We start from the raw sequence: 21555 nt of genomic DNA, 5'->3' as shown, positions 1-21555 counted from the left end.
AGGGAGTCAGACGGGCGGCGCTTCGAACAGCACGTCGGGGTCGTTGAACTGCTCCTTGGCGACCGACTCGCTCATCGGGTCGGCGGTGCCCCACTGGTCCTGGGTCATCGGGTCGTCGACGTCGTGGCGGCCTGGATGCCACAGGTCCTCTTCGAGGACGGCGAGTTCGGTGGTGTACTCCACCGTGTTGCCGTGCGGGTCGTGGAAGTAGGAGAAGGTGTTGTCTCCCGCGAGGTGCCGGCCCGGGCCCCAGGTCAGCCGGGTGCCGGCACGCAGCGCGCGCCCGGTGCCGCGCATGTACTCCTCCACTCCCCGCATCTCGAACGAGGCGTGATGCAACGACACATGGGGGCCGCGGGCGATGGCGAAGGAGTGGTGCAGCGGACTGCACCGCAGGAAGTACATGAGGTCGCCCATGTGCGTGGAGTACAGGGTGTCGGTGAGCCGGAAGCCGAGGTGCTCGACGTAGAAGTCGCGCAGACCGGCCGGGTCCTGGGAGTTGACGACGCAGTGCGACAGGCGCACGGGGACCGCCTCCCGCTCCTCGATCCTGCGGTGGGCGCGGTCGGCGACGTCCGCGGAGACCTCCACGACCCGGCCGTCCGGGTCGAAGAAGCGCAGACCGTAGCCGCCGCCGGGGGTGTCCAGCGGCTTCGGCTCGTGGACGATCCGGACCCCGGCCCGGCCGAGGCGCAGCGCGAGTTCGTCCACCGCCGCGGGCGACACCGCGCCGAAGGCGACCAGATCCATGCGCTTGCGTTCGTCCTGGCGGATCCGTACGACGTACTGCTCGGGGCTGCCCTCGGCGGCGAAGAAGGCGAGGCCGCTGTCGTTGGCGATCTCGGTCAGGCCCCAGGTGGTGCCGTAGAAGGCGCGCTGGGCGTCGAAGTCCGGGACGGCCAGGTCGACATGGCGCAGGTGGGTGATGGGCTGGAAACTCATGGCTGGCTCCTGACGGTGTTGCGCTGGTGGCCCAGGCCGGTGATCTCCGCCTCCAGGACGTCGCCCGGCTTCAGGAAGACGCCCCAGTGCGCGCCGTTGCCCGCCGGGGAGCCGGTGAGCAGCAGGTCGCCGGGGTGCAGGGTGGTGGTCGTGGAGACGTACGCGATGAGCCGCGGGATGTCGAAGATCATGTCCTTGGTGGACTCGTCCTGCCGGACGACTCCGTTGTGCCGCAGGGTGATGCGCAGGTCGTCCGGGTCGCCGACGAAGGCGGCCGGCACCAGGAAGGGGCCGGTGGGCAGGAAGGTGTCGGCGTTCTTGGCGGTGAACCAGTCGGTGCCGATGGCCTTCAGGTCGGGCCGGTACAGGCGGTCGCGGGTGGTGAGGTCGTTGCAGATGGTGTAGCCGGCGACGTACGACATCGCCTCCCCGGCCGGGATGTCACGGCCCTTCCTGCCGATGACCAGGGCGAGTTCGAGCTCCCAGTCGTGCTGCTCGCCGAGCGCGGGCAGCACGATGTCGTCGTAGGGGCCGCACATCGCGCGCGTCGAGCCGAGGAAGACGTACGGCACTCCGCTGCGGATGCGCTCGTCCATCATCTTCTCGGCGTCGGCGCGGGCCTCCTCGGGGGTGGCGCCGTGCACGCTCTCCTTCTCGGCGGCGACCAGATCGACCACGTGCTTGCGGTAGTTGGCGCCGCTCTGCAGGATCTGGCCCGGCTCCAGCGGAGGCAGCACGCACAGGGCCGCGAGGTCGTGCCAGGCGCCGTCGGCGGACCGGGCGAGTCCGTCGAGCCGGGGCAGCCAGGTGTCCCAGTCCTCGACCAGGGCGCGCACGGACGGCACCAGGTCGGACAGGTCGCGTACGCGGGCCCCGGTGACCAGGCCGGGGAAGGCGACGCCTGCGCTGCTGCGGAACGTGCCGAGCGCGAACGGTCCGGCAGGGGTGAGTGGATCGGGCACGGGCGGCTCTCCTCGTCGGGGTGGGGAACGCCCCTGACGCTAGGCAGCCGGGCCGGGCGGCGGAAATGGCCGTTCACGATGGCTGCCATCGGCGGCCCTCCCGGCGGCTGAACCGCGCCTCCATCGCCGTACGGAATGCATGACGTCCCCCTTGCCGATGCCTCGATCCGTTGACCCTGCATCGATCGCCCGAGCAGTCTCGGAGCACCCACCGTCATGAGGAGAAACACGTGGTCGTCGAGCATGCCGAGCTGACCGTCGAGGCCGGCCGGGAAGAGGAGTTCCAGGAGGTCTTCGGCACGGCACGGGAGGTGCTCACCGAGGCCGACGGGTTCCGCTGGGCCGAGCTGCTCAGGTGCGAGGAACGGCCGCGGACCTTCCTGCTCCTGGTCGGCTGGGAGTCGGTCGAGGCGCACACCGCCGGCTTCCGGAAATCGGAGCGCTTCGCGCGCTGGCGGGCCCTGGTCGGCCCGTTCTTCGCCGCTCCGCCGGCCGTGGAGCACTACCACGAGCTCGGCGCGCGCTTCTCCGGCTGACCCCCTCCTCTTCTACGTTCGCAAGGATCCCCATGCCCGTACAGAAGGTGCTCGTCGTCGGCGGCGGCATCACCGGAAGCGTGCTGTCGCTGGCACTCGCCCAGCGCGGCGCCGACGTCGAACTCGTCGAGATCTCCCCCCAGTGGTTCGGTGTGGGCCACGGCATCACCGTGCAGGGCAACGCGCTCAAGGCGCTGCGCTCGGTGGGCGTGCTGGACCGGGTGCTGCGGCGGGCCGTGCCGTTCGACATCATGCGGCTGCGCCGCGCGGACGGCAGCCTGATCAGCGAGCTGCCGACCCCGCACACCGGCGGCCCGGACCTGCCGTCCACGGCGGGCGCGCTGCGCTCGGACCTGCAGGACGCGCTGTGCGACGCGGTGTACGCGCAGGGCGTGCGGGTCCGTCTCGGACTGAGCGTCGACCGGCTGCAGCAGTCGCCCGGACACGTGGACGTGTCCTTCACCGACGGCTCCACCGGCCGCTACGACCTGGTGGTCGGCGCCGACGGCATCAACTCGTCGATGCGCGCGCTCATCGGCCTCTCCCAGCGGCCGCACCCGGTCGGCATGTCGATCTTCCGGGTGGTCGCCGAGCGGCCCGCCGGGATGGACTGTGCCGAGGTGTACTACGGCGGTCCGCGCTTCAAGGCCGGCTACAGCCCGATCTCCGCCGACCGCTGCTACGCCTACCTCCTCGACGAGAACCTCGACGCCTCGCTGATCGGGCCGCGCGCCCCGCTGTCGCTGCTGCGCGAGCGCGCCGCCGGATACGGCGGCATGTGGGGCGAGATCATCGCCTCGCTGCCGGACGACACGGCGGTGGACTACCGCTGGATCGAGGCGGTGCTGGTCGACGAGGCGTGGCACCGCGGCCGGGCGATGGTCGTCGGGGACGCCGCGCACGCCTGCCCGCCGCTGATCGCGCAGGGAGCCGCCATGTGCATGGAGGACGCGGTGCTGCTGGCCACCCTGGTCACCGGGGAACTGCCGGTGGAGCGGTCCCTGGACGAGTTCATGGCGCGGCGGCTGCCGCGGGTTCGGATGGTGCTGGAGAACTCCCTGCGGCTGGCCGAGTGGGAGATCGACCCGGCCACGCCGGGCGCCGACCCGGCGCGGATCATGTCGGAGACGCTGCAGTCGCTGACGGCGGCCGCATGAGCACGCCGGTCGTCGACTTCCACGGCCACCTGGCCGTCCCGGCCGCCGACGCCCTGGTCGACGGCGCGCCGGGGCTCGCCGCCGAACTGGCGGCCGAGCAGCGCGCCCACTCCCCCGAGTCGCTGTCCGTCAACCGCGCGCAGCTCCACCGGCTGGCCGGAAAGCTGACGAGCGTCCCGGAGCGGCTCGCGGACCTGGACGCGATGGGCGTCGACATCCAGGTCGTCGGCCCGATGCCGATGCACCACTACTGGGCGGACGAGGACCTCGCCGGCCGGCTCGCCCGCACGGTCGGCGAGACGGTCGCCGCGCACTGCGCCGAGGCCCCGGAGCGGCTGTACGGGCTCGGCACCCTGCCACTCCAGCACCCCGCCCTCGCGGTGGAGCTGCTGGAGTGGGCGGTCACCGGGCTCGGCCTGTACGGGGTCAGCGTCTCCACGACCGTCGACGGCCGGGAGCTGGCCGACCCGGCGCACGACCCGGTGTGGGAGAAAGCCGAGGAACTGGGTGCGGTGGTCTTCGTCCACCCGTGGGGCTGCTCGCTGGGCGAGCGGCTGGCGACCCGCTACCTCGGCAACACGGTCGGGCAGCCGGTGGAGACGACGGTGGCGCTCTCGCACCTGATCTTCACCGGCGTCCTGGACCGGTTCCCCGGCCTGAAGCTGGTGGCCGCGCACGGCGGCGGCTACCTGCCGACGTATGCAGGGCGCTCCGACCACGCCTGGCGGGTGCGCGAGGACGCCCGCGGCTGCGCCGAGCCCCCGAGCGCCTACCTGCGCCGCATGTGGTTCGACGCGCTGGTGTACACCCCGCGCGCCCTGCGCCATCTGGTCGAGGAGGTGGGCGCCGACCGGGTCGTGCTCGGCACGGACCACCCTTTCGACATGGGCGTGACCGACCCGCTGGCCCGCCTGGACGCGGCCGGCCTGCCCCCGGCCGAGCGGGCCGCGATCGCCGGGGGCAACGCCCTCGACCTGCTGAAAGGACGTACCCGATGACTCTGGGTCCCATCGAGGAAGAGCTCGCCAAGGCCCGTGCCGCCTATCGCAACTGGGGCCGCTGGGGCGAGGACGACGTGCTGGGCACGCTGAACTTCCTCGACGACGCGATACGGGCCCACGCGGCCGGGCTGGTGCGGCGCGGGCGTTCCTTCTCGCTGGCGCTGGAGTTCAACGAGGACGGACCGCAGCGCGGGTTCCGCGGCCGTATCAACCCGGTGCACTACATGAAGGACACCGGCTCCGACGCGGCGGCCGGCACGCAGGGCTTCCCGCACGGCTTCGGCGGCGCGGACGACCACGTCGTGATGCCCCTCCAGGCGTCCACCCAGTGGGACGGCCTCGGTCACATCTACGACAACAAGCAGGCGTGGAACGGCCGCCCGTGCACCATCGTCAACGGCGACGGCGACTCGGTCACCGGCATCGAGCACATGCGCGACGCCTTCACCGGACGCGGGGTCCTGCTCGACGTGGGCCGCGCCGTCGGCGACGAGCACGGCGAACTGCCGGACGGCTTCCCGATCCTGGAGGAGCACCTGCGCGCCACGATCGAGGCGCAGGGCGCCACGTCCACGGTGCGCCGCGGCGACCTGGTGCTGGTGCGCACCGGGCAGCTCGGCCGGGTGCGGCGGCTCGGCGACTGGGGCACGTACGCGGCGGGCGACGCGCCGGGGCTGTCGTTCACCACGCTCGGCTGGCTGCACCGTACGGAGATCGCGGCCGTCGCCTCCGACACCTGGGGCCTGGAGGTGCGCCCGTACGAGTTCGCCGAGCCGGCGATGTCCCCCCTGCACCAGATCGCGATCCCCAACATGGGGCTGCCGCTGGGCGAGATGTGGGACCTGGAGGCGCTGGCCGAGGACTGCGCGGCCGACGGCGTCCACGAGTTCCTGCTGGTCGCCGCGCCCCTTCCGGTCACCGGAGCGGTGGGCGCCCCCGTCAATCCGATCGCGGTCAAGTGAGCGAGACCTTCATGAACGACAACCGTTTCTCCGGCACCCTGCACCTGCCCGGCGACGAGAGCTTCGAGGAAGCCTGCGTCGGCCGGGTCTTCAACGCCCGCCGCCCCTCCGACCGCAGGCCTGCCGCCGTGCTGGAGGCCGTCACCGAGCAGGACGTCGTCGAGGGCGTGCGGCTCGCCCTGGAACGGGGCTGGCAGGTCGCCGTCCGCTCCGGTGGCCACAGCTGGGCCGCCTGGTCGGTGCGCAAGGACGCCCTGCTGATCGACCTGGGCGGCTTCCGCGAACTGGCCTACGACCCCGACACGCGGATCGTGTCGGCGACACCCAGTGTCAAGGGCGGCGACGAACTCAACCCCTACCTCGCCGAGTTCGGCCGGTTCTTCAACGGCGGCCACTGCCCCTCCGTCGGCATCGGCGGCTTCCTGCTGCAGGGCGGGCAGGGCTGGAACGCGCGCGGCTGGGGCTGGGCGGCGGAGAACATCGCGGCGATCGACGTCGTCACCGCCGAGGGCGAACTGGTGCGCGCGGACGAGACGCGGAACAGCGACCTGTTCTGGGCGGCGCGCGGCGCGGGCCCCGGCTTCTTCGGCGTCGTCACCCGCTTCCACCTGCGCACCCGGGAGCTCCCCCGGCATCTGGCGCACACCGTGCACGCTTACCCGCTCGACCTCTTCGACGAGGTCATGACCTGGCTGCACGGCATGCACCACACGGTCTCCGAGCTGGTGGAGATCGTCGCGGTCACCCAGACACCGCCCGACCGGGACGAGCCCGTCCTGCTGGTCACGGGCGTGTCGATGACCGACACCCCGCAGCAGGCAGCCGAGGCGCTCGCCCCGCTGCACGCCAACCCCTACGCCGACCGGGCGCTGTTCCGGGTGGAGGCGCAGCCCACCACGATCGCCGAACAGCTCACGGGCCAGCGCACCGCCAACCCCGAGGGGCACCGCTATTTCGTCGACAACGCCTGGCTGACCGGGCCGGCCGAGGAGGTGGTGCCGGCGATCCGCAAGGCGTTCACCGAGCACCCCACCCGGCGGACCTTCACCATCTGGTTCTCCATGGCCCCACTGCGTCAACTGCCCGACATGGCCTTCTCCTTGCAGGCCGAGATCTACTGCGCCACTTACGTCGTCCATGACGAACCGGGGCGCGACGCGGAACTGCGGACCTGGCTGGACGGGGCCATGGAGGCGATGCAGCCCGTGACCGCGGGCCAGTACCTCGGGGACTCCGACTTCACCGTCCGACAGCTGAAGTTCATGGGCGACGAGCAGTGGCGGCGGCTCCAGGAGATCCGGGCGGTCCGCGATCCCAAGGGCCTGTTCGCCGGTTACCTGAGCACCGGCACGGTCACCAACACCAACCACTGGGAGCAGTAGGCATGCGTTTCGCGACGTACGAGTACCAGGGCGAGGAACGCGCCGGGGTGGTCCGGGACGGCATCGTCCATCCGCTGCCCGAGGGAGTCACCGTCCTCGCCCTGATCGAGCGGGAGGCGCTGCACACGGCCGGCGCGGAGGCGCTGCGGCAGCCGAGCGCCTTCACAGTCGACGAGGTGCGGCTGCTGCCGCCGCTGAAGCCGCCCTCCATCCGGGACTTCGTCGGCTTCGAGGCGCACATCGAGGCCGTGTCGAAGTCGCTGGACGGCCTCGAGCACGTGCCCGAGGAGTGGTACCGGGCGCCCAACTTCTACTTCACCAGCCCGCACGCCGGCTACGGCGCCCACGACGACGTCCCCATGCCGGCGGGCTGTTCGGATCTCGACTTCGAACTGGAGGTCGGCGCGGTGATCGGACGCGCCGGCCGGGACCTCACGCCCGAGCAGGCGCGCGAGCACATCGTCGGCTACTTGGTCTTCAACGACTGGTCGGCGCGCGATCTGCAGAAGCCGGAGAAGAACCTCGGCCTGGGCTTCTCCAAGGGCAAGGACTTCGCGAACACGCTCGGCCCCTACCTGGTCACCGCGGACGAGGTGGCGGACCGGCGGGACGCGGACGGCTTCCTGGACCTGGAGATGACGGTCACCCTCAACGGCGAGCTGATCGGCCGGGACACCCTCGCCAACGTCTCCTGGACGTTCGAGGAGATGATCGCCTACGCCTCCCGGGACGCCTGGGTGCGCCCCGGGGACGTCCTCGGCTCCGGCACCTGCGGCTGGGGGGCGCTGGCGGAGTTCTGGGGCCGCCTCGACGAGCGGACCCCGCCGCCGCTGGCGCCCGGCGACGAGGTGACGCTGACCGTCGAACGGCTCGGCACGCTGTCCAACCGGGTCGTGCCGGGGCGGGCGGACGCCTACCTGCCGCGGGCACGCAAGCGGGGGCGGACCCCCCGGCCGTAGCCCACACCCCTCCGACCAGCACGTATCCAGGGATCCGATGGCAGCCATCGGGTCCCTGTGAATTGTCCACCCGACCCTTCCTCGCCGGGAACGCCCCGGTTACGCTCCGATTTCACCGAGCTTCAACGACGCGGCCGGAAGGAAACACGGATGGGTCTCGGAGCAATCGACCTGAATCTTCTGGTGGCGCTGGAAGCCCTCCTGGAGGAGAAGAACGTCACCCACGCGGGTGTGCGGCTGTCCACCAGCCAGTCCGCCATGAGCGGCTCGCTGGCCCGGCTGCGCCGCCACTTCAACGACGAGCTGCTGGTGCGGGTGGGCCGGGAGTACGAGCTGACGCCGCTCGCGGAGCGGCTGCTGCCGGTCGTGCAGGCCTCGCTGCACAAGGCGGAGGAGGCGCTGTCCCTGACCCGGCACTTCGACCCGACGCGCAGCCGGCAGCGCTTCTCCGTGGTGATGTCCGACTACGTGATGACGGTGTTCGTGGAGCCGCTGCTGCGGGTCATCGCCGAGGAGGCACCCGGGGTGCGCATCGACTTCCACTCCATCGTGGACGGGCAGCTGGAGAACGAGACCCATCTGCGCTGCCACGACCTGATGGTCGTGCCGCTGGGCTACCAGCTGCCCGGTGTCAGCGAAGCCGTGATGCACGACCGGTTCGTGTGCCTGGTCGACCCGGACAACCCGCGGCTGGTCGACGGGCGGCTCGGCCTGCGCGACCTGGCGGAGATGCCGCACGCCGCCTGCGCCATCGGCAAGAGCCACACGCCCGCCGAGCGCCAGCTGGAGACCCTCGGTATCACGCCGAAGGTGCAGGTCAGCACGCCCGGTTTCAGCGTGCTGCCGTTCCTGGTCAGCGGCACCGACCTGGTCGCCCTGGTGCCCGAACGGCTGGCCCGCCGCTACGAGGGCTTCGCGCGGTGCGCCGTCGTGCCGACGCCGTTCCCCGACGTGCCGCTGGTGGAGGCCATGTACTGGCACCACAACCGGCACTCCGACCCCGCCCACCGGTGGCTGCGCGAGACGGTGCGCAGGGTCGGGGCCGCCCTGGGCGACCCGCCGCAGCCCGGGATCGTCCCCGTGGATGACAGGCATGGCGAACACGCGTTTCCGGAGCTGAGCGCCGCTTCCTAGCGTGGACGCGAGGAGCCCCGGGAGAGAGGGCTCCCGCACCCGTGGGAGGAAGCCGTGAGCCGCATGCGTCTGTCGGGCCGGACCGTCGTCGTCACCGGGGCCGCGCAGGGACAGGGAGCCGCCGAGGTCACGGCGGCCGCCCGGGAGGGCGCGACGGTGATCGCGACCGACGTCCTCGACGAGGCCGGGCAGAAGCTGGCGGCCTCGTCGCGCGCCGACGGCCTGGACGTGACCTTCGCGCACCTGGACGTGACCTCGCCCGAGGACTGGGCCGCGCTCGCGGCCGGCCTGGAGACGGTGCACGGCCTCGTCAACAACGCCGGCATCCCGATGCGGGCCCGCCTCGGCGAGGTGGACCTGGCCGACTGGAACCGGGCGTTCGCGGTGAACACGACCGGCGCGCTGCTCGGCATCCAGGCTCTGACGCCGTTGATGCCGCCCGGCTCCTCCATCGTCAACGTCGGCTCGGTCGCCGCCCTCACCGCCCACCACGCGGTCGCCTACACGGCCAGCAAGTGGGCGCTGCGGGGACTGTCCAAGGTGGCGGCGCTGGAACTGGCCGGCCGCGGCATCCGCACCAATCTCGTCCACCCCGGCTACATCGAGACGCCGCTGATGTCCAGCGCGAACCCGGTGTTCGTCGAGGCGCACCTGTCGATGACCCCGCAGGGACGGCCCGGCACGGTCGACGAGGTGGCCCCCCTGGTGGTCTACCTGCTCTCAGACGAGGCGTCGTACGTCAACGGGGCGGAGATCACGGTCGACGGCGGATACTCGGCACACGGTGGCGTGAAGGCCATCACCAACGCGCTGGACGCCACCTGACCTCAGCCGCCGGCCACAGCCCCGCCGGCCGGACACCACGGACGGTGCCGGCCGGCGGGGCTCACGCATGCCGTGCCGCGGCCTTCACGCATGCCGTGCCGCGGCCTTCACGCATGCCGTCCGGGCGGATGCGGTGCCGTGCACCGGGCACGCGGAAGAGGCCGGGGCTCGGCCCCGGCCTCCGAACCGCACGGATCGTTACGCGGACGCGGGCTGCACCGACGGTTCGCCCGCCTCCGCCGTGGAACGCGAGGTGCTCTTGCGCACCAGCACCAGGGTGACCAGCGCACCCAGCAGGGAGGCGCAGCCGCAGACGGTCACGCCGAGCGCCATGCCGTGGGCGAGGGCCGCCTGCGCGGCCTCCCGGGCGGCGTCGCTGCCCGCGTTGACGACCGCGAGGGGACCCGCGGCCGCCTCCATGCCCGCGTCCGCGCCGCTGAGCTTGCCGGCCAGGGCGGAGGACGCGGCGCTCATCGCCACGGCGCTGATGACGGCCGGGCCGAGCGCCTGGCCGAACTCGCGCACCAGGCTGGTGGCGCCGCTGGCCATGCCGGTCATGTTGAGCGGTACGGCGTTGACGGCCGCCGAGGTGAGGGAGGAGACGACGCAGATGAAACCGACGCCGAGCAGCAGCACCGGGCCGATGAAGGCGGCGAGGGAGGTGGTGGTGATGGGCAGCGCGGCGATCCAGAACTGGCCGGCGGCCATCGGCAGCAGGCCGCCCATCAGCAGCCAGCGCGGCTCCACGCGGGTGAGCATGCGGCTCAGCACGGGCGCCAGCAGCAGCGGGATCAGCTGGAGGATGACGAAAGGCATACCGGCCCGCAGTGCGCTCAGGTGCATCACGGCGCCGAGCCGGATGGAGACGCAGTACGCGGTGCCGATGAACCCGAACATGCCGGCCAGCGCGACGACGGCCGCGGCGGCGAACGACGGGATCCTCAGCAGGTCCAGGTTGAACATGGGGGACGCCGAGCGCTTCTCCGCGACGACGAAGCCGGCCAGCGCCACGGCGGCCAGGGCGAGGGAGCCGATGATCGCCGGGCTGCTCCAGCCGCGGTCGCCGCCCTCGATGACGCCCCACAGCAGGGCGGTGAGGCCGACGGCGACGGTGATCTGGCCCGGCCAGTCCAGCGAGCGGCCCTCGGGCGCCTTGGAGTCGGTGACCATGAACCAGCTCGTGACACCCACGATCACGCCGAGGACGATCGGTGGCACGAACGCCCAGCGGAAGTCGGCGACGGTGGCGAGCACGCCGGAGGACAGCGGGCCGACGGCCGAGGCCAGGGAGATGCTGAGCGCCCAGGTCGAGACCGCCTTCGCGCGGTCCTTCTGCTCGGGGGTGGCGGCCGCGATCACCGCGAGGGAGCTGGGGAAGAGCGCGGCGGCGCCGATACCGGCGAGGGCCTGGCCGCTCCAGAGCATGGTGACGTTCTGGGAGGTGGCGTTGAGGAGTTCACCGAGCGCCAGGACGAATCCGCCGAGCACCAGCAGACGCTTGCGGCCGAAGAGATCGCCGACCACGCCGAAATTCAGTTCAAGAATCGCGGTGGGGAGAATGAAGGCCAAAGTGACCCAGGCAACCTGGGAACCCGACGCGCCGAATGCGGCTTGGATATTGCCGTTGATCGGCGAAGGCACCGTAATGCACAGCTGTGCCGCCGCCACGGCGAGACAGCACGCTATGAGTGTCCCTCTGTCGAGCTTTTTCAGGGAGATCGAATCCGTCATCGTGCGTGCCCTCACTGTGCGTTCTTCTCTATGATTTCGATGAGATTTGCCTCGGGGTCGGTGACCCAGGCCATGCGCACACCGGGCTCCGGGGAAGGCCCGGGAGGCATGACCTCGCCCGCTCCGTGGGCCACCAGGGCCGCGTAGACGGGGTCGAGTTCGGGGGTGGTGACCGCGAAGTGCCCGTATCCCTCGGTCAGGGCGGCGGTCAGCGGGTCCGGCGCCCTCAGGCCGGGTACTGAGCCGGGTCTGGCGAGGAGTTCGATGCGCCAGCCCCGCGGGTGTTCGAGGACGACACCGCGCAGGCCCGGGCCCTCGAGGTGGAAGGTGAAGACTGATTTCAGCCCGAACGCCGTGGTGTACCAGTCGGTCTGGGCGGTCAGGTCGCACACGTTGACGCCCACGTGGTCGAGTCGCACGGTCACGGCGTTCAGCCCGCCATCGCGCTGTCGCCGCCGTCGACCATCAGGTTGGCGCCGTTGACGAACGCGGCCTCGTCGCTGCACAGGAAGGCGGCGGCGCGGGCGATGTCCTCGGGCTGCCCCACCCGGCCGACCGGGATGCGCGCCTCCAGCTGGGCCCTGGGCCCGCCGGGGTCGTCCAGGAAGGGGGCGGTGGCGGAGGTGCGGGTCATGCCGGGGGAGATGGTGTTGACCCGGATGCGGTGCGGGGCGCCGGCCGCGCACAGGTGCTTGCTCATCGCCAGCACCCCGCCCTTGGCGGCACCGTGCGGCACCATCGGCATGAACGGCGCGCCGCGCACGGCGGCCACCGAGGCGACGTTCAGGACGGCGCCGCCGCCGCGCGCGACGAGGTGGGGCCAGGCCGCACGGGTACAGAAGTACGGGATGTCCAGTTCGTTCTTGATCGTGAAGTACCAGTCCTCGACCGGCATCGTCTCGAACGGGCCGTTGCGCAGCGCGGAGGCGTTGTTGTAGAGGATGTCGATCCCGCCGAAGGCCGCGACGCCGGCGTCGATCCACTCACGGGCGCCGTCCTCCGTGGAGAGGTCCACGGGAGCGAGGGAACGCATGACGCCGCCGGCCTTCTCGACCATTTCCACGGTTTCGGCGGCGGTTTCGGCGTCGATGTCACAGCCGAATACGGTGGCGCCTTCCGCAGCGAAAACCAGCGCCGCGGCCCTGCCGATTCCGGCTCCCGTCCCACTGATGAAAGCGATTTTCCCGGCCAGTCGACCCATGATTGCCCAAGTCCCTTGTTCCCGTGCCCGCCGGAGTGCGGTGGTGGCAGCGTAAGGAGGGGGTCGGTCCGGAACAAGAATTCGGTCGGCGAAGGTCCATCGGGCGTACGTATGGCAGGTATGCGGCGCGGCTCGGAAGGTCTGCGCGCGGGCCGCCCGGACGAACGGACCTCGTTCGCCGCGGCCGACGCCGCAGCGGACACCGATCGGGCCCGATGGCACGCGATCAGGGAGGCCGCGATGACGCACACCCCACATGGCGGACGAGTCGAACAGGCCGCACGCGTCGCGGTGACGCCGTGGTCCCGGCAGTTGGCGCGTGCGTGCGGGAGACCGGGCTGCTCAGGCACCAGCCGAGTCGGGCACCGGGCCGGTGCGGTCGCATGTCGTGGTCGAAACCGGGGACTTCTACGAATGCCGATCCCAGCTTGCGAACACGGTGCCAACGAGATCCGAATTGCCTTCGCGTCAAGGTGCCGCTGGTCGGGGGCGGGGGCTCCGGCGAGCGGCGTTGTCAGTGGGCTCTGCCAGGGTGTACGTCGTGGACGAGCTGGTGGAGCGTGTCGACGATCAGGATCGGGTGCTGGGGGTGGTGGTGAGCCGTCGGCAGGCCATCCGGGAGGGTTGGCTGCACCGGGTCGCGGTGACGGTGTGCCGTGATGAACGTGGGCGGATCCTCGTTCACAGGCGGCCGGAGCAGCTGTCGCGCTTCCCTGGGCACTATGAGGCTGTGGTGGGTGGTGCCGTGGATGTCGGTGAGTCCTACGAGCAGGCCGCCGCGCGGGAATTGGCCGAAGAGCTGGGCATTCGAGTGCTGCCGCGCTTGTTGTTCACGTTCCTCAACCGCAGTGGTTTGAGCCCTCACTGGCTCGGCGTGCACCAAGCCGTACTGCCGGACGCCGTGGCTGCCGACCCCGATGAGGTTGCCTGGCATGGCTGGCTGACCGAGCCGGAGCTGCGGTCGGCCCTGCTGGAGTGGCACTTCACCCCCGACAGTCACGAAGCTTTCAGCCGGTATCTCGCGTTCCGGACCACGAGGTCCTGACCTTGCCCGCTTCTCGGGCTGGGGTGCCTGCATGCATGGTGGCCAAAGTACGGAACACGTCAACAGCGGCGCGACAGGGCGACAGATATCAGCTGAGCCTCCCGCGTATCGTCGTGATCTGCGGCTCCACCCGTTTCTTGCTGATGAGGTGCTCGTAGTCGGCGACTGCATCGGACACAGCACCCGAGCCGAAGTGGATCGAGCCGTTCTCCGGGTTTTCCGAGATGCAGTTCGCCCGGTGGTGGCGTTGCTGCGGCGTCGAGGCGGCGATGTTGCTTCGACGGCGTGTACGTGCGAGACGCCGCCTACACGCTGAACCGGCCCACCATCTCCCTCACCGGCAACGGCCGCAGCGGCGTCGTACCTGGTCGTGGTCGGAGCGGCGGCCATCGTGGTCTCGCTGTACCTGCCGGGCGAGCCGTGGGGAACGCTGGCGCACCGCACGGGATTCGCCGTCTTACCGGTGCGCCACACGGTCCGGTCGTGATCCTGTGTGGCGAGGAGGGGCAGCCCGGCCAGGAGTCTCCCCTCCTCAACCGTGCGCGTTGTCGGATCTTCCAGCTGTGCTCTTGGCGGCCGGCCGTCCTGGTCCGTGCAGGCTCACCTGGAGTCAACGTGAAGCGGCTGCGCTACGAGATCTGGTACAGCCCGCACATGGGCGCAGTCCTGCTGAAGGACCCTGCGCCTGTTCGCGTTCGGCGCGCTGATCACGTAGACCACCGCTTCGAAGTAACTGCGGTGGTGGCCCTGTGCACTGCCTCTTCGCATGTCCTGGAAGGAGGATCAGCCGAACAGGCGCCGCTGGATCTCCCGTCGGTAGTCCTCCAGGGTTCGGTCCAGGTGTACGGCCGTGGCCTCTGCTGCTTCGTCGGGGTGACCGTCGCGGATGGCGCGGTAGATGGCCTCGTGCTCCTCGACCGCGGCCGGGGTGCCCTCGCCGAGGGTGTTGTGGATGCCGATCGCGCTGGACTGGCGCTGCAGTCGGCGGGCGTCGCGCACCGCGCTGCCGAGGAACGTGTTGTGCGAGGCGGCGGCCACCGCCGCGTGGAAGTCGTCGTCGCCCTGGTTGAAGACGTCGACCTCACCATGGACGTACCCATACCGGCACTGCTGCATCGCGACCTCGATGGTGCGTAGTTCGGCCGGCGTGGCGCGGGTGGCAGCGAGTCTGGCGGCGGCCATCTCCTGGACCCGGCGGAACTCGAAGAGCATGAGGACGTGGTCGAGGTCCACGGGCCGGAAGAAGCCGCCCCAGCGACTGGCGATCAGCATCCCGTCGTCATCCGCGACGAACAGTCCGCGTCCCTTGTGCGCCCGCACCCGCCCGAGCGCCGAGAGGATCTTCACGGCTTCCCTGACCACCGCCCGGCTGGTGTCCAACCGCTGGGCCAAGTCGTTCTCCGTGGGCATCCGGTCGCCGGGTACCAGGCGCTCCGCGGCAATGAACTCGAGGATGCGCTCCGCCACGATCTCGTATCCGGGCCGGTAGTCGCGCCGCTCGTCCGCGCCGTTCACCACTGCTGGCACGGCGGGCGTGTCGTTCATGTGTCATGCCTCCGAGTGACTGCGACGAGAGTGATTGATCCGGTGTGGAGCCATGCTCATCGTACCTCAGCCCAACATAAGTCGTACTCATTTTCCGCGAACTTGATCGCGGCCTCCTGTGCCACTTGCGCCTTCCACTCCTATTTGTGCTGGTATTGCTGCCATAGAGCAGGCCTGGCACACCCGCGAGGGCCCGAAAAAGACGTACACACCTCTTGACGCATCCTCGGATATGGCGGCTAATTTCTTCCGCGTCGGTAATGACAGAGCCGTCAGCCTCATGCAAACCGAGTGGAGTCGCTCATGTCCGTCTACAAGCCTTCAGCCGCCCAGGAGACAGGGACCAGCAGGAGACGTGCCGCGCTGCTGGCCGGCTGTGCCGCCACCGTGCTGCTCACCGTGACCGCCTGTGGCGGGGGTGGCGGTTCGGCCGGCACGACCAAGGACGGATTCGCGCAGGCCGCGCAGAAGGACGGGGCCCTGACCGTCTGGGTGGACGCGACCCGCATGGACGCCGCGAAGCTGTACCAGTCGCAGCACCCGGACGTGAAGATGAACATCGTCAGCTACGACGGTGACGCCAACGGCTCCAACTACCTCCAGACCAAGGTGCAGTTGTTCAACCGCACGGGCAAGGGCTGGCCTGACGTCGTCTTCAGCTCCCAGAACAACGAGGCGAGCTGGGCCGTCGACGCGGGCTTCGCGGCGCCGCTCGACAAGGGCCTGATCCCGCAGGCGACCCTCGGCGGATTCGCCAAGGGCGCCAACGACGTCTGCACTGTCGACGGGACCCTGTACTGCCTGCGCAACGACCTCTCCCAGGCGGTGCTCTGGTACAACGCGCCGCTGCTGAAGAAGTTCGGCTACAAGGTGCCCACGACCTGGGAGGAGTACCAGGCACTCGGCGAGAAGGTCGCCAAGGAGCACCCCGGCTACCTCGTCGGCGACGCGGGCGACTCCTTCACTCCCGAGATCTACCTGTGGGCGAGCAAGTGCGGCGCCAACCACATCACCGGCCCCAAGGCCGTCTCGGTCAACACCACCAGCGAGGCCTGCACCAAGATGGCCAAGCTGATGGACGTACTGATCAAGAACAAGTCGATGTCGATCAGCGGCGTCTTCAGCACCGACTTCACCAAGAACGAGGCCGACAAGGTCCTGCTGATGCCCGGCCCGGCCTGGTACGGCGGCGCGGTCTTCAAGAACGGACTGAAGACGCCGGCCAAGCAGATCGCGGTCGCACCCATACCGCAGTGGCAGGGCGACACCGCACCCTCCACCGGCAACGTCGGCGGCGGCACCTGGTTGCTGTCCAAGCACTCCACCCACATCAAGGCGGCCACCGACTTCCTGAAGTGGGTCACCACCGACAACGCCTACCAGGGCACCAAGGCCCCCGGCTTCCCGGCGTACGCGCCCGCCGCCGAGAACTGGCTCAAGGCACAGGCCACCTCCGGCTACTTCGCCGGCGACCTGACCCCCCTCAAGGACGCCTCCTCGCAGGTGTGGTCGGACTGGGGGTCGGGCCAATTCAGCCAGGAGGCGATCTGGGCGGCCACCGTCAAGCCCGGCCTGACGCAGGGCAAGACCATCGAATCGATGCTGCCCGCCTGGCAGGACTCGATCGTCAAGTACGCCAAGTCCGACGGATACAAGGTCTCCCAGTGACGCTCACGCACTCCTCGGCCGGCTCCGTCCGGGGGCGCCCTCGCGGCACCTCCCGGCAGAGCCGGGCCGGCATGGCATTCGTCGCCGGCTACGTACTGCTGCTGATCGCCTTCGGCGTCCTTCCCACCTGCTACGCCATCTACTTCGCGTTCACGGACGCCGGAGGCGCCTTCACCGGCTTCTCCAACTTCATCACCACGGCACAGGATTTCCGCTTCGTCGACTCCCTGGGCCACGTGGCCCTGTATCTGGTCTTCTGGCTCCTGTCCCTCGTCGTGTTCGTGGTGGTCCTGGCGCTGCTGCTGCACCGGCTGTCCTCCGGTCCCGTCAGCCAGGCGCTGCGCTTCCTCTACTACATCCCGGGCGCGCTCGCCGGCGCCGCGAGCGTCCTGGTGTGGCTGTTCATGCTCGACCCCACGGTCAGCCCCGTCAGCTCCCTGCTGGAGACAGTGGGCTTCCACACCTTCGGCGAGGTCATCGCCCCCGGCAATCTGGCGCTGCTGTTCACGATCATCGCGTTCTGGACCGGCGCGGGCGGCTGGATCGTCGTCATGTACGGGGCACTGAACAACATCCCCAAGGACGTCATGGAAGCCGCCCGCATCGACGGCGCGAACGGCTGGCAGACCGCCTGGCGGGTCCAGATCCCCATGCTGCGCAAGTGGATCGTGTACATGGTGATCCTGGCCTTCGCGGGCGGCGCCCAACTCTTCGTCGAGCCACAACTGCTCTCCCTCGCCAGCACCGGCGTGGCCGGCCGCGACTACTCGCTCAACCAGCTCACGTACGACTTCGCCTTCCAGATGAACAACATCAACGGCGCGGCCGCGGTCTCGGTGGAGCTTCTGGTCGTCAGTCTGTCGGTCGCCGGTGTCTTCGTCGCACGGTCGGGGTTCTTCGATGCCGACTGATACCCGACCCACTCCCCCTGCCACCGCCGGCTCGGAACGGGAGGCCGACATCCTGAGCCGAAGCCGCCACAGGGAAGCGCGGCAGCGCGGCCGCCGCCCGCGGCACATGACGTCCCGACTGCTGGCCGGCTCGGTACTCACCGTCTTCGTGATCTTCTTCGTGCTGCCGGTCCTGTGGCTGCTGCTCGCGGCGACCAAGACCGACCAGCAACTGGTCCACGACAACCCGCTGTCCTTCGGATCCTGGCACGCGCTGTCGGCCAACTGGCACGCGCTCACCGCCTTCCAGGACGACGCCATCCTGCTGTGGCTGCGCAACTCCGCCCTCTACGCAGCGATCTCCCTGGTCATCACCCTTTGCCTGGCCATTCCGGCCGGCTACGCACTGGCGATGACCGAGTTCCGCGGCCGGCACACGCTGCTCATCGCGACCCTGGTCGTGATGCTGATGCCGAACGCCACCCTGGTGGTACCGCTGTTCCTGGAGATCAACGCGGTGCACCTGATCGGCACCATGTGGTCGATCATCCTGCCGTACTCGTTCTACCCGTTCGGGGTGTACCTGACGTACATCTACTTCACCACCGCCGTGCCCAAGGACCTCCTGGCCGCGGCGCGGATCGACGGCTGCTCCGAGTTCGGTGTCTTCCGCCACGTGGCCCTGCCGCTGGCGACGCCCGTCATCGCGCTGGTCGGGTTCTTCAGCTTCGTCGCCAACTGGACGAACTACTTCCTGCCGTACGTGATGCTCCCCGAGAGCGGCCAGATGCCGATCCAGGTCGGCGTGGGCAGTCTCCTCAGCAATGTGCCGTCATTCAACCCGACCGTCGGCACACTCGCGATCCAACGCCCGCAACTGGCACTGGCGACGCTGGTCGCCATCACCCCCGTGCTCGTCGTGTTCCTGTTCGCCCAGCGCTTCCTGGTCAGCGGAATGCTCGCCGGCGCCACCAAGGAGTGACCGCTCTCATGCCCTTCAGCCCGCACCCCGACGCCTCCGGCGACTCGACACCCGACGTCCAGGCCACGGTCCCCTTGCTCGAACCCCCTGGCTGGGCCGTCGCACAGCGCGCCCTGTTCGACCTGCTCGACCATGCCTGGCGCCGCTTCGAGGACGCCTTCACCGGACCCGACGGCCGACTGAACTACAACAACCAGCTGACCAGCCGCGACGGCGTGGACGACTTCTACGAGGTCTTCTTCAACTGGCCCCAGCTGTACCTGCTCGGCGGTGCCGACGACCTCCTGCCCGCCAGCGAGAAGCACTGGGAGGGCGTCACCACACAGCTGACCGAACTGAACATGCTGCGCGACGAGTACGAGCGCGGCTACGACTGGTTCCACCAGGGCGAGAGCCTGCTGCTGCTCTACTTCCTGTGCATGGCCGCGCCCGAGCGCTGGTCCGAACGGGCGCTGCGCTTCGCCGAGTTGTACGTCGACCCCGCCAAGGGCAACTACGACCCCGAACACCGCATCATCACCCGCCCGCACAACGGCAGCGACCCCGACCGCACCGGCCTGTTCGACGGCGACGTCTACCCCTGGCTGCCGAAGGAGGCGCAGACCTACGGCTTCCCGCTCGAATGGCTGCCCGAAGCCGCGGACGGCCCCTTCCCCCTCTCGGCGGACCCCCGGCTGGGCGAGCAGATGCGGGACCGGATGGGCGTCGGCGACACCGCGCTCAACCTCGCCGCGGCCGGACTCGTCCTCAACGCCTGGATCCTGTCCGGCGAGGAGCGCTACCGCGACTGGATCGTCGAGTACGTGGGCGCCTGGCGCGAGCGCACCCGGGAACAGGGCGGCCTGATACCGGACAACGTCGGCCCGGACGGGGTCGTCGGCAGCCTGCTGGAGGGCCGCTGGTACGGCGGCCACTACGGCTGGTCCTGGCCGCACGGCTGGCACAGCGTCGGACACGCGGCCTTCGTGGGCGCGTTCGCCGCGGCGACGGTCACCGGGGACGACGACTACCTCTCCATGGTCGCGACCTCTCTCGACGCACTCATCGATCGCGGCAAGGTCATGCCCCACACCGAGGCCGACTCGAGCCTGCCCTCCAAGTGGGCGGCGGAGCTCGGCCCGGACCGTGACACGCCCACGCTCCACCTGCCGTTCCGGCACAACGACGCGGGCTGGTTCGACTACAACCCGTCCACGCCCCCGGTGCCGGTGGCCCTGTGGCACCACACCTCCTCGGAGGCCGACCGCGCCCGCCTCGAGCGGCTGCGCGAGGCCGACGGCATCGACTGGCGTACCGTACGGCCGTTCCGCGCGAAGGAGGAGTCCGGTCACGAGAAGGCGTGGTTCGCGTTCCTCGCCGGCGACGACCCCGGTTACCCGGAGCGGATCCTCGCGGCCGCCCAGGCCCAGGTCAGGCACCGGCTGCGGCGCATCGACCGCTACCGCGACCTGGACGTGCCCGAGGCCGACATCCACGTGTGGCAGCAGTGCAACCCGGTGGCCACCGAAGCCCTGGTGCAGCTGACCTGGGGCGGCCCTCAGGTGATGTACCAGGGAGGACTCCAGCAGGCGCGGCTGCGCTACCACGACGCCGAGACCCGCCGAGCGGGCCTGCCCGCGGATGTCGCCGCCCTGGTCACCTCCATCGACCCCGAGGCGACCACCGTCGAACTGGTCAACCTCTCCCCCGGCACCGACCGCACGGTCGTCGTCCAGGCGGGCGCTTTCGCCGAGCACACCATCACGGGCGTCCGGTACACGACCTGCACGGACGACGGGTGGATCGGGGACATGTACGACTACGGACACACCGAGCCGGTGGTCTCCGAGACCGAAGTTCTTTGCCAGAGTCCGTACCTGACGGTCCGTCTGCCCGCCTCCACGCGCATTCGACTCACCCTGCGGCTCGAACTGCGCACCCTTACTCCCAGTTACCGGACCCCGTTCGACACCGCGGCCGAGCAGGTCAACTCCACCGACGCGACAGGGGAATCGGCATGAAGCGCATCGCCCAGACCATCAGGCTCCGCCCCGAGCACCGCGAGGAGTACCTCCGGCTCCACTCCGCCGTGTGGCCCGGCGTCGAAGCCGCCCTGCACCGTGCCAACATCCGCAACTACAGCATCTTCCTCCACGGTGACGTGCTGTTCGCCTACGTGACTTCTCCCCCTCGAAACGAGGGGGCTTCTCGCTATGCCGGTTTGGCTTCGCGGCGGACCAGCCCGGCCCGTAGGACATTGATGGCACCCACCGATATCGCCGCCCGCCTGACCGGCACCCAGCGCAAGAACGTCCCGCTGCGCTACTTCAACCAGCGCATCGCCCTTGGCCTCCGGGAGGGCTTGATCCAGTTCGTCACCGCCGCGACCGCGCTGTCCCCCGCGCCCTGACCGGACGCCTCGCCGCCCTCTACAAGGAACTGATCTGCAAGAGCGCGGTCTGGGGCGTCGCCCACCCCACTCTCGGGCTGCCGACCCGTCGCCGTCCCGTCGTCGAGCAGCGGGACCCGACACCAGTGCAGGTCGCCGTCTGCGAGCGTTCGCAGCGAGTCTTGGGCGGTCAGAGGGTGGTGAGCATGCCGTCGCGCAGCCGGGCCAGGCAGCGTGAGAGGAGCCGGGAGACGTGCATCTGGGA

General features: G+C 70.1%; 20 protein-coding genes. 14 read left to right on the top strand and 6 right to left on the bottom strand.

Annotated features, from left to right (window positions below; translation table 11 throughout):
* Positions 1-6 precede the first annotated feature (6 nt).
* Both M8J74_RS38555 and M8J74_RS38550 read right to left on the bottom strand, forming a co-directional pair.
* Positions 7-942, bottom strand: coding sequence for a VOC family protein (locus tag M8J74_RS38555; protein ID WP_249840894.1), 936 nt, complete (start codon positions 940-942; stop codon positions 7-9).
* Positions 939-1904 (bottom strand): fumarylacetoacetate hydrolase family protein, encoded by a 966-nt coding sequence (locus tag M8J74_RS38550; RefSeq protein ID WP_249840893.1) that lies wholly within the window; start codon positions 1902-1904, stop codon positions 939-941. The genes M8J74_RS38555 and M8J74_RS38550 overlap by 4 nt, the downstream gene beginning before the upstream one ends.
* Positions 1905-2134: 230 nt before the next feature.
* On the opposite strand from M8J74_RS38550, the gene M8J74_RS38545 reads away from it, so the two are divergent.
* The 8 genes from M8J74_RS38545 to M8J74_RS38510 all read left to right on the top strand — a co-directional run bounded on the left by M8J74_RS38545 (position 2135) and on the right by M8J74_RS38510 (position 9860).
* Positions 2135-2440: an antibiotic biosynthesis monooxygenase family protein gene (locus tag M8J74_RS38545; RefSeq protein WP_249840892.1), complete on the top strand. Its 306-nt coding sequence runs from the start codon at positions 2135-2137 to the stop codon at positions 2438-2440.
* 32 nt (positions 2441-2472) lie between these two features.
* Complete coding sequence (locus M8J74_RS38540) at positions 2473-3597, top strand: FAD-dependent monooxygenase (protein WP_249840891.1); 1125 nt, start codon at positions 2473-2475, stop codon at positions 3595-3597.
* Positions 3594-4595, top strand: coding sequence for an amidohydrolase family protein (locus M8J74_RS38535; RefSeq protein ID WP_249840890.1), 1002 nt, complete (start codon positions 3594-3596; stop codon positions 4593-4595). The genes M8J74_RS38540 and M8J74_RS38535 overlap by 4 nt, the downstream gene beginning before the upstream one ends.
* Positions 4592-5560, top strand: a complete 969-nt coding sequence (locus M8J74_RS38530; RefSeq protein WP_249840889.1) for a cyclase family protein — start codon at positions 4592-4594, stop codon at positions 5558-5560. Before M8J74_RS38535 ends, M8J74_RS38530 begins: the two co-directional genes overlap by 4 nt.
* Before the next feature lie 11 nt (positions 5561-5571).
* Positions 5572-6942 carry an FAD-binding oxidoreductase gene (locus M8J74_RS38525; RefSeq protein ID WP_249840888.1) on the top strand — a complete coding sequence of 457 codons (1371 nt, stop codon included), beginning with the start codon at positions 5572-5574 and terminating at the stop codon, positions 6940-6942.
* Positions 6943-6944: 2 nt separating this feature from the next.
* Complete coding sequence (locus tag M8J74_RS38520; RefSeq protein ID WP_249840887.1) at positions 6945-7901, top strand: fumarylacetoacetate hydrolase family protein; 957 nt, start codon at positions 6945-6947, stop codon at positions 7899-7901.
* A gap of 150 nt (positions 7902-8051) precedes the next feature.
* Entirely contained in the window at positions 8052-9035 is a 984-nt protein-coding gene (locus M8J74_RS38515; protein WP_249840886.1) for a LysR family transcriptional regulator, read from the top strand.
* 54 nt (positions 9036-9089) lie between these two features.
* Positions 9090-9860 carry an SDR family NAD(P)-dependent oxidoreductase gene (locus M8J74_RS38510; RefSeq protein WP_249840885.1) on the top strand — a complete coding sequence of 257 codons (771 nt, stop codon included), beginning with the start codon at positions 9090-9092 and terminating at the stop codon, positions 9858-9860.
* A gap of 198 nt (positions 9861-10058) precedes the next feature.
* On the opposite strand, the gene M8J74_RS38505 is transcribed toward M8J74_RS38510, so the two are convergent.
* From M8J74_RS38505 to M8J74_RS38495, 3 genes are read right to left on the bottom strand one after another with little or no spacing between them, the layout of a single operon-like run.
* Complete coding sequence (locus tag M8J74_RS38505) at positions 10059-11591, bottom strand: MFS transporter (RefSeq protein WP_125192332.1); 1533 nt, start codon at positions 11589-11591, stop codon at positions 10059-10061.
* Positions 11592-11602: 11 nt separating this feature from the next.
* Positions 11603-12016: a VOC family protein gene (locus M8J74_RS38500; RefSeq protein ID WP_249840884.1), complete on the bottom strand. Its 414-nt coding sequence runs from the start codon at positions 12014-12016 to the stop codon at positions 11603-11605.
* A gap of 5 nt (positions 12017-12021) precedes the next feature.
* A complete protein-coding gene (locus M8J74_RS38495; protein ID WP_249840883.1) occupies positions 12022-12792 on the bottom strand; it encodes an SDR family NAD(P)-dependent oxidoreductase in 771 nt (256 codons plus the stop codon).
* Positions 12793-13333: 541 nt separating this feature from the next.
* Between M8J74_RS38495 and M8J74_RS38490 the strand changes: the two genes are divergently transcribed.
* Positions 13334-13837: an NUDIX hydrolase gene (locus M8J74_RS38490; RefSeq protein ID WP_372500405.1), complete on the top strand. Its 504-nt coding sequence runs from the start codon at positions 13334-13336 to the stop codon at positions 13835-13837.
* Positions 13838-14620: 783 nt separating this feature from the next.
* Here the strand turns inward: M8J74_RS38490 and M8J74_RS38485 are convergent.
* Positions 14621-15382: a FadR/GntR family transcriptional regulator gene (locus tag M8J74_RS38485; protein WP_249840881.1), complete on the bottom strand. Its 762-nt coding sequence runs from the start codon at positions 15380-15382 to the stop codon at positions 14621-14623.
* A gap of 303 nt (positions 15383-15685) precedes the next feature.
* On the opposite strand from M8J74_RS38485, the gene M8J74_RS38480 reads away from it, so the two are divergent.
* From M8J74_RS38480 to M8J74_RS38460, 5 genes are all read left to right on the top strand, one after another.
* Positions 15686-17050: an ABC transporter substrate-binding protein gene (locus M8J74_RS38480; protein ID WP_249840880.1), complete on the top strand. Its 1365-nt coding sequence runs from the start codon at positions 15686-15688 to the stop codon at positions 17048-17050.
* Positions 17047-17961 (top strand): carbohydrate ABC transporter permease, encoded by a 915-nt coding sequence (locus M8J74_RS38475; RefSeq protein ID WP_249840879.1) that lies wholly within the window; start codon positions 17047-17049, stop codon positions 17959-17961. The genes M8J74_RS38480 and M8J74_RS38475 overlap by 4 nt, the downstream gene beginning before the upstream one ends.
* A gap of 106 nt (positions 17962-18067) precedes the next feature.
* Positions 18068-18922: a carbohydrate ABC transporter permease gene (locus M8J74_RS38470; protein WP_249840878.1), complete on the top strand. Its 855-nt coding sequence runs from the start codon at positions 18068-18070 to the stop codon at positions 18920-18922.
* Between the two features lie 8 nt (positions 18923-18930).
* On the top strand, positions 18931-20922 hold the full coding sequence (locus tag M8J74_RS38465) for a DUF8034 domain-containing protein (protein ID WP_249840877.1): 1992 nt from the start codon (positions 18931-18933) through the stop codon (positions 20920-20922).
* On the top strand, positions 20919-21311 hold the full coding sequence (locus tag M8J74_RS38460) for an L-rhamnose mutarotase (RefSeq protein ID WP_249840876.1): 393 nt from the start codon (positions 20919-20921) through the stop codon (positions 21309-21311). The genes M8J74_RS38465 and M8J74_RS38460 overlap by 4 nt, the downstream gene beginning before the upstream one ends.
* Positions 21312-21555 lie beyond the last annotated feature (244 nt).

It is taken from the genome of Streptomyces panaciradicis (assembly GCF_023516615.1).
Lineage (GTDB): Bacteria > Actinomycetota > Actinomycetes > Streptomycetales > Streptomycetaceae > Streptomyces > Streptomyces panaciradicis.
The sequence above is the reverse complement of the archived record's forward strand: the minus strand, read 5'-3'. Positions and strand labels throughout refer to the sequence as shown.

What these genes read in the sequence shown, in the direction of transcription:
- M8J74_RS38555 (WP_249840894.1), bottom strand. Translation starts at nt 942, where the DNA reads ATGAGTTTCCAGCCCATCACCCACCTGCGCCATGTCGACCTGGCCGTC.
- M8J74_RS38540 (WP_249840891.1), top strand. Translation starts at nt 2,473, where the DNA reads ATGCCCGTACAGAAGGTGCTCGTCGTCGGCGGCGGCATCACCGGAAGC.
- M8J74_RS38535 (WP_249840890.1), top strand. Translation starts at nt 3,594, where the DNA reads ATGAGCACGCCGGTCGTCGACTTCCACGGCCACCTGGCCGTCCCGGCC.
- M8J74_RS38530 (WP_249840889.1), top strand. Translation starts at nt 4,592, where the DNA reads ATGACTCTGGGTCCCATCGAGGAAGAGCTCGCCAAGGCCCGTGCCGCC.
- M8J74_RS38525 (WP_249840888.1), top strand. Translation starts at nt 5,572, where the DNA reads ATGAACGACAACCGTTTCTCCGGCACCCTGCACCTGCCCGGCGACGAG.
- M8J74_RS38520 (WP_249840887.1), top strand. Translation starts at nt 6,945, where the DNA reads ATGCGTTTCGCGACGTACGAGTACCAGGGCGAGGAACGCGCCGGGGTG.
- M8J74_RS38515 (WP_249840886.1), top strand. Translation starts at nt 8,052, where the DNA reads ATGGGTCTCGGAGCAATCGACCTGAATCTTCTGGTGGCGCTGGAAGCC.
- M8J74_RS38505 (WP_125192332.1), bottom strand. Translation starts at nt 11,591, where the DNA reads ATGACGGATTCGATCTCCCTGAAAAAGCTCGACAGAGGGACACTCATA.
- M8J74_RS38495 (WP_249840883.1), bottom strand. Translation starts at nt 12,792, where the DNA reads ATGGGTCGACTGGCCGGGAAAATCGCTTTCATCAGTGGGACGGGAGCC.
- M8J74_RS38485 (WP_249840881.1), bottom strand. Translation starts at nt 15,382, where the DNA reads ATGAACGACACGCCCGCCGTGCCAGCAGTGGTGAACGGCGCGGACGAG.
- M8J74_RS38480 (WP_249840880.1), top strand. Translation starts at nt 15,686, where the DNA reads ATGTCCGTCTACAAGCCTTCAGCCGCCCAGGAGACAGGGACCAGCAGG.
- M8J74_RS38470 (WP_249840878.1), top strand. Translation starts at nt 18,068, where the DNA reads ATGACGTCCCGACTGCTGGCCGGCTCGGTACTCACCGTCTTCGTGATC.
- M8J74_RS38465 (WP_249840877.1), top strand. Translation starts at nt 18,931, where the DNA reads ATGCCCTTCAGCCCGCACCCCGACGCCTCCGGCGACTCGACACCCGAC.
- M8J74_RS38460 (WP_249840876.1), top strand. Translation starts at nt 20,919, where the DNA reads ATGAAGCGCATCGCCCAGACCATCAGGCTCCGCCCCGAGCACCGCGAG.